Here is a 10,334-nt window from a genome sequence, read left to right on the forward strand (position 1 = left end):
GTCCCCACGACCACCCCGGGCCCGGATGATACCGAGCACACGCTCGAAGATGTCACCGAAACGATTCCTCTGATTACAAACGTACATGCCGATAAGCAGAGCGGACGCGCGAACGATGCGACCGAGATTTCCGATGAAGAGGCATATGCCAAGCTCAAGGCAAAACGTGCCGAACGTCGACGCAAAAAGCTCATCCGACGCGGCATTGCGGCCGGCGTCGTGGCCGCCATTGTGCCCATCGCCGTTGTCGTGACCCTGGTTATCAATGCGCAGCCACAGGGCACTAGCGGGCCTGTGACCGACATGGTGACCGAGGGCACGTTTACCACAACGGTCGAGGCGAAAGGCCAGCTCAAACCAATTTCGTCCTCAGTGGTCTCCCCTTCTGTCGACGGCACGGTCGATTCGATCAACGTGCAGGCGGGCCAATCCGTCAACGAGGGCGACGTGCTTATGACCATTAAAAACGACGAGCTCGATCGCAACGTTGCCGAGGCACAGCGTGCAGTTGCTGCCGCTCAAGAAGACCTCGCTAATGCGAAGAAAGCCGCAGCTGCCGCTCAGGCCACCCCAACGACGGACGTCGATGGAGCTTCCGCAGCGGCTGGCGTCTCCGACGCATCAGCGGACACGAACGCCGTATCGGCCGCGCAGCGCAGCCTCGCTTCGGCCCAGGCAAACCTCGATCAGGCGAACGCCAAGGCCGCCAGCCGTACGGTCACGGCCCCGAGCTCGGGCAGCATCGTGGAGCTCAACGCCAAGGTGGGCGCCACGGTAACAGGCGGCATGATTATGGGCGAAAGTGATACGAGCGGTGGCAAGCAGTGCATGCAGATCGCCGACCTATCCAAGATGAAGGTGACCGTACAGGTGGGAGAAAAGGACATCGCCAAGATCGCCGTTGGGCAGAGCGCCAACGTCACGTATCCCGCGTTTCCCGATATCGTGAGCCAGGGCACCGTCACGGCTATCGCGTCGGTGGCAAACTCCGACGCCGCTAACGGTGGCGGCGGCAGCGTAACCTTTAACGTCGACATCCTCATCGAGGCGCCCGACGCGCGCCTGAAGCCGGGCATGACGGCCGAGGTCTCGGTGGTGACCGAGCAGCTCGACGACGTGGTGATGGTGCCGACGATGGCGCTCATGACCGAAGACGGCGAACACTATTACGTCAACGTGGCAACCGATGACGAGGGCAAACAGACCCGCCGCGTGAAAGTGACCGTCGTGACGCAAAACGACAACGAAGCCGTAGTCGGCAAGACACAGGTCAAGCGCGACGACCAGGGCAACGAGATCAACCCTAACGTGCCGATTACCAAGCTGCGCGATGGCGACACCCTCGTCATGGACACCGGAGCGGACGCAACGGCTGACGGCGGCTACAGCACGGATTCGGGCAGCATGTCTGACGACGAGGGCATGTAATGCGTCCCGTTATCGACATCCGCAACGTGCACCGCATCTTTGAAAGCGAGGCAGGTTGCGCCCACATCCTGCATAACGTGAGACTGGCGGTAGATCCCGGCGAGTTCGTCGCCATTACTGGCCCCTCGGGCTCGGGCAAATCAACCCTCATGAACATCCTAGGCTGCCTGGATAAGCCGACGGCGGGCGACTACTACCTGCAAGGGCTCAACGTGGCCGAGCTCGATGATGACGAGCTCACCGAAGTCCGCGCCCTGAGCATTGGCTTTGTCTTTCAGAGCTTCAACCTGCTGCCGCGCCTGTCGGTTATCGAAAACGTGATGCTGCCGCTGGCCTACACCAATGTGCCCCGTAGCCAGCGCGAGATGCGCGCCGTGCACGCGCTGCAGGCTGTCACGCTGCCCGTCGACCACTGGGACCACCGCATATCCGAGCTCTCGGGCGGCCAGATGCAGCGCGTCGCAATCGCGCGCGCCCTCGTCAATGATCCGCCCATCATTCTGGCTGACGAGCCGACGGGAAACCTGGACTCCGCTACCGGAGCGCTTGTGATGGAGACCTTCCATAAGCTCCAGAAGCGCGGCAAAACCATCGTGCTTATCACACACGACCCCGGCATCGCCGCCGAGGCCGATCGTGCCGTGACCATCCGCGACGGTCGCATTCACGACGGCGCGTATATTCCACATGCACCGCGGACCCTGCGCAGCGCCGTAGATAGCCTGCCCATGATTTCCGCCTCCGCCAACCCGCCGAAAGGAGAGATGGCATGAGCGCCCGCGATCTCATCCAGGAAGCCCTTCACTCGCTCGAGGCCAACAAGGGGCGCAGTCTACTCACCATCCTGGGCATTGTCATCGGCATTGCCTCGGTTATCGCCATGACTTCGCTCATCGGCGGCATCCAAAACAGCCTGGTCAACAGTCTGGGCCTCAATGCGGCACGCATGGTGCAAATCTATTCGTCGCAAGAACTCACCGATTCTGACGTTCAGAAGCTTCAAAAACTGGTGCCGCAAATAGAGCAGATCGGAATTGTCGACAGCGCGTACACCGAGTACAAGACCGGCGATAAAAGCTATACCGTCATGGCACAGGGTGTCGATAGCAACATGCTCGACGCCGTGGGGGCCAGCAAGCTCGTTGCGGGGCGCACCTATTCCCAGGCCGAGTCCCAATCGGGCTCGCGCGTGGCGCTCATCAGCCGCGGCGGCGCTGATCAGCTTTACGGCAACGAACAGGATGCGCTGGGGAAAACCATCAAGGTGGCCAACGGCGAGGTGCAGATTATAGGCGTGATTGATGGCGGCAACGACTCCATGGGCTCGCTCACGCTGTATATGCCGCGCGAAACCATCTCAGGCCTGTTTGGCGACGAAAATCCTTCATTCCCCAGCGTGACGGCTCTTGCCGCCGAGGGCACAGACATGGACGAGCTTTGTAAGACCATCGAGTCCAAGGTGCGCGCAATGAAGGGCATCGCGGAAGATGATGAGTACGACAGTGTATCGGCGACCTCCATGAAAAGCGCCATCGATGCACTCAACTCCTTTATGGGCGCGTTCTCGCTCATCATGGGCGCTGTCGCCAGCATCTCGCTGCTTGTCGGCGGTATCGGCATTATGAATATGATGCTCACCAACGTGACTGAGCGCATCCGTGAGATCGGCATTCGCCGTGCCCTGGGCGCAAGTCGTCGCGATATCACCGCGCAGTTTTTGGCCGAGTCCTCGGCGCTGTGCGTCACCGGCGGACTGTTGGGTGTCCTGATTGGCTATCTGCTGGCATGGGGACTCACGTTCTTTGCCGCAAGCTCGGGCATCATGAGCGAGTTTGGAGCTACCGGGACGATCACGCCAAGCTTCTCCATTACAACAGTGTTGATCGCGTTTGCCGTATCGGTCGGCATCGGCGTAATCTTTGGCTTCTACCCCGCTCGCCGTGCAGCAAAGCTCGACCCGGTGGAATGCCTACGCTACCAGTAAGCCACCACCAACAAGTTGCGGTGAATTAGGGACTGAATATGCTATTTAGCAGCAAAAACAGACGCTATTTCACCGCAACTTATTGAAGGGCTGCTTGCGCCAGTTCCGTGCGTCGTCCTCGAGCGATTGGCGGATGACAGGCTTGTACGGGTTGAGCTTGCTCGGGGCGCTCCTCCTCGCAGGCGGGAGGGCACGCATGCGCGGCGAGCGCCTAGCGCGCAAACTCCCGTAAGAGCGCGTCTTCCACTTCCCTAAGCGAAAGGGCCCCGCCTCCCTCGGCGGGACGGGCGACCACGATACAGCGCGCTCCCACGTCGCGCGCGGAGGCGATCTTCTCGGCCGTGCCGCCTACGGTTCCCGAGTCCTTGGTCACAAGCCACTGGGCGCCCACCTGCCGAAGCATCGCCTCGTTGAGCTCGCGGGTGAAGGGCCCCTGCATGCCGATGACGTGCGACGGCGAAAACCCCGCGTCGATGCACTTCGTTATAGCACCGGGCAGAGGGAGCACACGCACGAAGAAGCGCTCCGCGAAATCGGCGACGCGCGTGTAGGGAGCAAGCTCCTTGCTCCCCGTCGTGAGAAGCGCGCGACCCGGGTTCTCGGAGAGAAAGCGCGCCGCGCAGGCGATCGACGCGACCGACACGACGCCTTTGGGCAGCACCTCGACCGGGCGCGCAAGGCGCAGGCATCGTGCACCCACGGCGAGCGAAGCGGCCCGGATGTTGCCGCTTGCGAGCGTAGCGAAGGGGTGCGTGGCGTCGACGACGATGCGCGCGCCGGAAAGCTCACGCTCCATGTCGGCCTCGTCGAGCCTGCCCGCATGCACCTCGATGCCCGGAAGCTCGCCCAAAAGCTCGCCTCCGTACTCGGTTGCCGCGTAGGCACGGGCGGGGATTCCCGCCCCGCTCGCCCATTCGCACAGGAGGCGGCCCTCGGTGGTGCCGGCGAAGATGCGCAGCGCCGGCGCGGATGCGGGGGCCGTCACTTCGGGCCGCCTGGGCGTGTGATCTGGTAGAGCAGCGCGTTCATAATGGCGGCCGCCACGGTCGAGCCGCCCTTGCGACCCCTCGCGACGATGGCCGGCACGCGTCGCGCGAGTAGCTCCTCTTTCGCCTCGACCACGTTCACAAACCCAACCGGCACCCCAACGACGAGCGCGGGCGCGATCTTCCCCGCGTCCATGAGCTCGGCGAGGCGCAGAAGTGCTGTGGGAGCGTTGCCGACGGCCACGATGAGCGGACCCTCGATGCCGCAAGCTTTGTCCATGCTCGCAACGGCGCGAGTCGTGCCCGCGGCGCGCGCCGTTGCGGCGACATCCGGGTCGGCCATAAAGCACACGGCCTGGCAGCCGATCTTCGCGAGCGCGGGCTTGCTTATGCCTGCGAGCGCCATGTTCGTGTCGGTGAGCACCGTGGCCCCTGCGCGCAGTGCGTCGAGCGCACAGTGCGCGGCGTCATGGGTGAACACGAGGGAATCGGCGTACGAGAAGTCGGCAGTGGTGTGGATGACGCGCTTCACGACGGGCTCTTCGAGCGGCGGGAACGTGCGGCCGCCGAGCTCTTCGGTGATGATTTCAAAGCTGCGCCGCTCGATGTCGCCGGGCGCCATCTCCTTGGAATCCATCTAGTACTCCACTCCTTCCCTTGCACATATCCCCTGCTCGTAGGGGTGTTTCTCGCACCGCATCTCGGTTATGTAGTCGGCCTTCTCCACGATCTTGCGGGAAGGCGCGCGCCCGGTGAGCGCTACTTCGACGCCGCGCGCGGACATATCGAGCGCGCGGTCCACGAGCGCCTCGTCGACAAGCCCCTTCGAAAGCGCGTCGAGCGCCTCGTCGAGCACGAGCAGCCCCTCCTGCGCGCCCTCGAGCTCGGCGAGCGCGGAAGCGAGGTTCCCATCGTGCAACTCGCGCGTCGCGGCAAGTTCTTCCGACGTCATGGACCAGGTAAACTTGTCCGACGCCTTCCCCGCGAACACGGGCACGCCGAAATGCTCGGCGAGCAGGCGCGCCTCCCCGCTTTCGCCGTCTTTCAGGAACTGCACAACGACGACGCGGCGGCCTGCGGCGAGCATGCGAAGGGCGAGCCCCATCGCCGCCGTGGTCTTGCCTTTGCCGTCGCCATGATACACGTGGATCATACGCCCTCCTCGATAATGCGGTAGACATACTCCATGTCGAGCGCCCCGCGCACGGAGTCGGCCAGGCGGTCGAACTCGCGCGCACGGTGATCGGCCGCGGACACCGCGCCCTCAGCACCCACGACGCTCTCGGGCAGGCCGCGCATGCGCGCGAGCGAGCGCGCGAGGGCGAGTGCCACCCCCGGTTCGTCGAACAGGCCGTGGAGATAGGTTCCGAACACGTTTCCGCAGGCCGCGCCTTCTGGTTTGCCGCCAATCGTGCCCGCAGGGGCGCAGGAGACGGTCGTATCGCCGTCGTGAATCTCGTACCCGCGCGCCGTCATGCCGTTCCACACCGAGAACGCGCCTTGGGCGCCCGTGATGCGCAGCTCCGACTGGGCGAGGCGCTTTTCCTCCTTGAACACCGTATTTGCAGGGATGAGCCCGAGCCCGCGCGCGGTGCCAGCGCCTTCCCTGCCGTGCGGGTCGGAAAGCTCGTCTCCCAAAAGCTGGTAGCCTCCGCATATGCCGAGCACCGGCGTGCCCGCGCCCGAAAGCGCGCGTACACAGGCTCCGATGCCGCTAGCCGCAAGCCAGCGCGCGTCGTCGAGCGTGGACTTCGAGCCGGGAAGCACCACCAGGTCGGGTCGGCCCAGATCGGTCGTCGAGGAAACGTAGCGCACCCCCATGCCGGGCACGCGCGAAAGCGGGTCGAAGTCGGTGAAGTTCGACAGATGCGGAAGGCGCACGACGGCGACGTCGATGACGCCGCGCGCCTCGCGGGCAGATAGGCGCGGCGCGAGCGAGTCCTCGTCGTCCAGGTCGAGCGTAAGAAACGGCACGACCCCCACGACGGGAACCCCGCACATCTTCTCGAGCGGGGCCAAACCCGGGCGGAGGATTTCCACATCGCCGCGGAACTTGTTCACAACAAGCCCCCGCAAAAGCGCGCGATCCTCGGGCGCAAAGAGCGCGACCGTGCCGTAGAGCTGGGCAAATACCCCGCCTGGGTCGATGTCGCCCGCGAGCAGCACGGGGGAGGACACGGCGCGCGCGAGCCCCATGTTGACGATGTCGTTTTCGGCAAGGTTGATTTCGGCGGGGCTGCCGGCGCCCTCGATGACGATGACGTCGTTTTCCTCCGCGAGCGAATCGAACGACTCCAAAATCTGCGGCATGAGCGCCTTCTTTCGCGCGAAGTAGTCCCTCGCAGCGAAGGCTCCCTGCGCCTTGCCGGCCACGATGAGCTGGCTTCGGTGGTCGCTTTCGGGCTTGAGCAGGATGGGGTTCATACGCACGTCGGGCACGATGCCACACGCCTCGGCCTGCATGATCTGGGCGCGCCCCATCTCGAGCCCGTCGGCCGTGACACCGCTGTTGAGCGCCATGTTCTGGCTCTTGAAGGGAGCCACGCGCAGGCCGTCCTGCGAAAGCACACGGCACAGCCCCGCCGCAAGCAGGCTCTTCCCCGCGTTCGACATGGTGCCCTGGATCATGATGGGCTTCGCCCTACCCACGGGTATCGACCTCCTTCGTCGAGCCTCGGCCATACGCGCCCGCCATAGCGCCGCTGCAAGAAGCGCAGCCCCGTTTGTCGGGTTCGCCTTCGCCCGATGCGCCTTCCGCCCGAAGCGCGCGGCCGAACGCCATCGCAAGCCGGGCATTCTCCTTGCGCGTGCGCACCGCGACGCGGCACCAGAAACGGGACAGTACCGAAAACGAGTCGCACGTGCGGACCAAAACCCCCTGTTTATACAGGCGCTCGGGGATGTCTTTCGCCGGTGTCCGGACTAAAAGGAAGTTCGCATCCGACGGCACGACGGAAAGCCCGAGCGAGGAGAGCTCGTGGGAAAGCCACGCTCGCTCGCCCGCCAATACATCGCGCGTGCGCGAGACGTATTCGACGTCTTCCAGGGCGGCGATACCCGCGGCCTCGGCGACCGAGGAGACGGGCCACGCCTGCCCCGCCCGGCGAATCCCCTCGAGGAGTTGGGCGTTTCCGCTGATCAGATATCCTAACCGCAACCCCGCCATTCCGTAGAGCTTGGTGAATGCGGAGAGCACGGCCACATGGCGCGAACACGCGGCGCGTGCGGCCACGCTCCTTTCGCGGGCGTCGGGCGCAAATCCGAGGAAGCACTCGTCCACGACGAGCAGCGCGCCCACCTGCTCGCAGCGGCAAGCCGCGGCATCGATCACGCGGGGGTCGACGAGGCGCCCCGTCGGGTTGTTCGGATTGCAGATATACGCCACGTCTCCCGGCCCCTCGATCGCGCGGGCGAAGGAGGCGGGCACGTCGAAGTCGTCCGCTTCGGAGAGCGGGAACTCCTGCACGCATGCGCCGTAGTACGATGCCGCCTCCGCATATTCAGAGAACGTCGGCGCGCACACGACGATGCGTTTCGGGCGCACCGCCGCGGCGAGCCGCCAAATGATGTCGGACGCGCCCGCGCCGCAGACGATAGTATCTTCGGGAATGCCCTGGGCACGCGCTAGGGCGCGAACGAGGGCGAGGCTTTCCCTATCGGGGTAGGCGTCGATTCGAGAAAGCGCCTTGCAAGCTGCGGCAACGGCGCGCGGCGAGGGGCCTGCCGGATTCACGTTCACCGAGAAGTCAATGAGGTCGGAGGCGCCCCCTTCGCAAGCGATGCCGAGCGATTGCGTGCTACCCCCATGCGCACGGGCGCGCAGGATTCCCCCGGCAGCCCGGGACGCGGCGTGGTCTTCCCTCATACCATCGCCCCCACGGCGAGCACGACCGCCGCGCGTGCGGCGCCGAAGACGACGAGCGCGCATACGGACGCGGCGAGCATGAGCCTAGTCGCCCGGGCGATGTCGCTCCACTCAATTTCACGGGACGCGTCGCCTATCGTCGGTTTCTCAACGAGCTTGCCGAAATACACCGCGGGTCCTGCCAGGCGCAGCCCGAGCGCGCCCGCACACGCTGACTCGGTCTGCGCCGAGTTGGGGCTCGCATGGCGACGCCTGTCGCGGCGCCAGATGCGCGCCGCCCCGCGAGCATCGAGCCCGACGATCGGGCACACGGCGATCATGAACAGGGCCGATAAGCGCGAGGGAATCCAGTTCACCGCATCGTCGAGGCGCGCCGAGGCGCAGCCGAAGTCGATGTAGCGCTCGTTTTTGTAGCCCACCATGCTGTCGAGCGTGTTCACCGCCTTGTACGCCATGCCCAAGGGCGCACCCCCGATCATAAGGTAGAAAAGCGGCGCGATGACGCCGTCGCTCGCGTTCTCCGCCACCGTTTCCACGGCGGCGCGCGCAACGCCCTGCTCGTCGAGAACAGACGTGTCGCGTCCCACGATGAGCCCGACGGCTTCGCGAGCTGCGACAAGGCCGCCCTTCGAGAACGCGCGGGCCACGGCCAGGCTCTGGCGGCGCAGCTCGCATGCCGCGAGAATCTGATAGCTCGCCCATGCCTCGGCCACGAAGCGCAAGCCGGGGTGAACCATGCCGCAAAGATGCAGGATTCCCAAGGTCAAAAGCCCACACGCAAGCGGAAGCGCCACGGCGAGCACAAGCCCTGCGGCGCGCGTGCCCGCGGACGTTTGCGGGAATGAGCCCCGCAGGCGGCCTTCGGCCCACGTGATCGCGCGCCCCATGGCGACAACGGGATGGGGAAGCCAGCGCGGGTCGCCGAAGGCAAGGTCGGCTGCGAACCCGGCGGCGGCGGCAAGAATCGTCATCACCGGGCATCGCCCCCCGAAGCGGGACGAACGTCGCGAAGGCAGCGCCCATCCCAGGTGGCGGCCCATGCGCCGCCCGGCTCGGTATGCACGTCGAAATATCCCATTTTCGGGACAGCTAGCTCGGAGAGCAGCGCTTTCACGGTACCCGCGTGAACGACGAAGACGGCGCGCCCACTCCCCTGGGCGCGCTCCGATTCGCACGCCTCCCGAAACGCCGCGACGACGCGGCGGGTGAAATCGCTCTTGCCCTCGCCATGCGGGCAGCGCGTCTCGCACCAGGAGTCTACCCAGGCGCGGTAGCGCACATCCTCTTTAAGCTCGGCGGCGCTTCGCCCCTCGAAGTCGCCGAAATCCATCTCGCGCAGACCGGGGCACGCCATAAGCTCCGCGTTCGGGAAGAGGATGCGCGCCGTCTGGTCGGTGCGGGCCATGCCGCTCGTGATAACACGGAACATGTCACGATCGCACGCGAGGTCGCGCAAAGCGCGCTCGCCCGCGCTCGACAGGGGCTCATCGGTGCCCGCCCCGCTGTAGCGATGGTCTTCCGTGCCCGCCGTGGCACCATGGCGCACGAAGACGACTTCCAAAGGCGCGCCCGCGCCCTGCGTCCCTCGAGGCGCATCGGCAAGGTTTCCTTTGATGACCTGGGGAATCCCGCACGTCATGCGCACGACGACGTCGGCACGCGCAGCGAGCGCGCATCCTAAGCGCCCCGCGCGCTCGCGCCATTGGGCGTCTTCCGCACGCATGGGGACGACCCCCGAGCCGACCAAGGGCAGAATTACTGCGTCGAAGCCAATCAGCCGCTCGAGCGCCCGGTCTGCGTCGAGCGCGCGTACGAGCTCCTCAGCACGGTACGCGACACGGCCGGCAAAAGCCGCGGGCACGCCGCCCTCCGCAAGCTGCGCCGCATCGACGAAATCGTCCGCCGCGAACCCGAGCTTTTCGCGCACGAAGGTCCTCTTCCCCGAATGCGCGCCACCTACCACGAGCATCATAGGAGCATGCCCCCCGCCACCAGCATGGCAAGCATCGCGAGCTCGGCCCATTGCAGAAACCATCCGGCCAAATCCCCCGTCACCCCGCCGAAGCGGGAC

Annotated in this window: 10 protein-coding genes; 3 read left to right on the forward strand and 7 right to left on the reverse strand. The window is 65.4% G+C overall.

Translation table 11 applies throughout. From position 1 onward, the window contains the following. From ABHR76_RS00520 to ABHR76_RS00530, 3 genes are all read left to right on the forward strand, one after another. Positions 1-1,428: efflux RND transporter periplasmic adaptor subunit (locus tag ABHR76_RS00520; protein WP_346976482.1), on the forward strand; the 1,428-nt coding region annotated here is incomplete at its 5' end. After that, positions 1,428-2,201: an ABC transporter ATP-binding protein gene (locus tag ABHR76_RS00525; RefSeq protein ID WP_195544698.1), complete on the forward strand. Its 774-nt coding sequence runs from the start codon at positions 1,428-1,430 to the stop codon at positions 2,199-2,201. The genes ABHR76_RS00520 and ABHR76_RS00525, both read left to right, overlap by 1 nt. Further along, complete coding sequence (locus ABHR76_RS00530; protein WP_346976483.1) at positions 2,198-3,412, forward strand: ABC transporter permease; 1,215 nt, start codon at positions 2,198-2,200, stop codon at positions 3,410-3,412. The genes ABHR76_RS00525 and ABHR76_RS00530 overlap by 4 nt, the downstream gene beginning before the upstream one ends. 211 nt (positions 3,413-3,623) lie before the next feature. On the opposite strand, the gene cobK is transcribed toward ABHR76_RS00530, so the two are convergent. From cobK to ABHR76_RS00565, 7 genes are read right to left on the reverse strand one after another with little or no spacing between them, the layout of a single operon-like run. Further along, entirely contained in the window at positions 3,624-4,397 is a 774-nt protein-coding gene (gene cobK / locus ABHR76_RS00535) for a precorrin-6A reductase (protein ID WP_195544696.1), read from the reverse strand. Further along, the gene (locus tag ABHR76_RS00540) at positions 4,394-5,035 is read right to left on the reverse strand and encodes a precorrin-8X methylmutase (protein ID WP_195544695.1); all 642 of its coding nucleotides are present in this window, start codon (positions 5,033-5,035) and stop codon (positions 4,394-4,396) included. The genes cobK and ABHR76_RS00540 overlap by 4 nt, the downstream gene beginning before the upstream one ends. Continuing rightward, positions 5,036-5,551 carry a cob(I)yrinic acid a,c-diamide adenosyltransferase gene (locus ABHR76_RS00545; protein ID WP_035138235.1) on the reverse strand — a complete coding sequence of 172 codons (516 nt, stop codon included), beginning with the start codon at positions 5,549-5,551 and terminating at the stop codon, positions 5,036-5,038. Next, on the reverse strand, positions 5,548-7,047 hold the full coding sequence (locus tag ABHR76_RS00550) for a cobyric acid synthase (protein WP_346976484.1): 1,500 nt from the start codon (positions 7,045-7,047) through the stop codon (positions 5,548-5,550). Before ABHR76_RS00550 ends, ABHR76_RS00545 begins: the two co-directional genes overlap by 4 nt. Beyond that, on the reverse strand, positions 7,040-8,263 hold the full coding sequence (locus tag ABHR76_RS00555; RefSeq protein ID WP_195544692.1) for a pyridoxal phosphate-dependent aminotransferase: 1,224 nt from the start codon (positions 8,261-8,263) through the stop codon (positions 7,040-7,042). The genes ABHR76_RS00550 and ABHR76_RS00555 overlap by 8 nt, the downstream gene beginning before the upstream one ends. Then, entirely contained in the window at positions 8,260-9,234 is a 975-nt protein-coding gene (gene cbiB, locus ABHR76_RS00560; protein WP_195544716.1) for an adenosylcobinamide-phosphate synthase CbiB, read from the reverse strand. The genes ABHR76_RS00555 and cbiB overlap by 4 nt, the downstream gene beginning before the upstream one ends. After that, positions 9,234-10,190: a histidine phosphatase family protein gene (locus tag ABHR76_RS00565; protein WP_324252585.1), complete on the reverse strand. Its 957-nt coding sequence runs from the start codon at positions 10,188-10,190 to the stop codon at positions 9,234-9,236. Before ABHR76_RS00565 ends, cbiB begins: the two co-directional genes overlap by 1 nt. Positions 10,191-10,334: the final 144 nt, after the last annotated feature.

Source organism: Collinsella aerofaciens (assembly GCF_039752985.1).
Lineage (GTDB): Bacteria > Actinomycetota > Coriobacteriia > Coriobacteriales > Coriobacteriaceae > Collinsella > Collinsella aerofaciens_BT.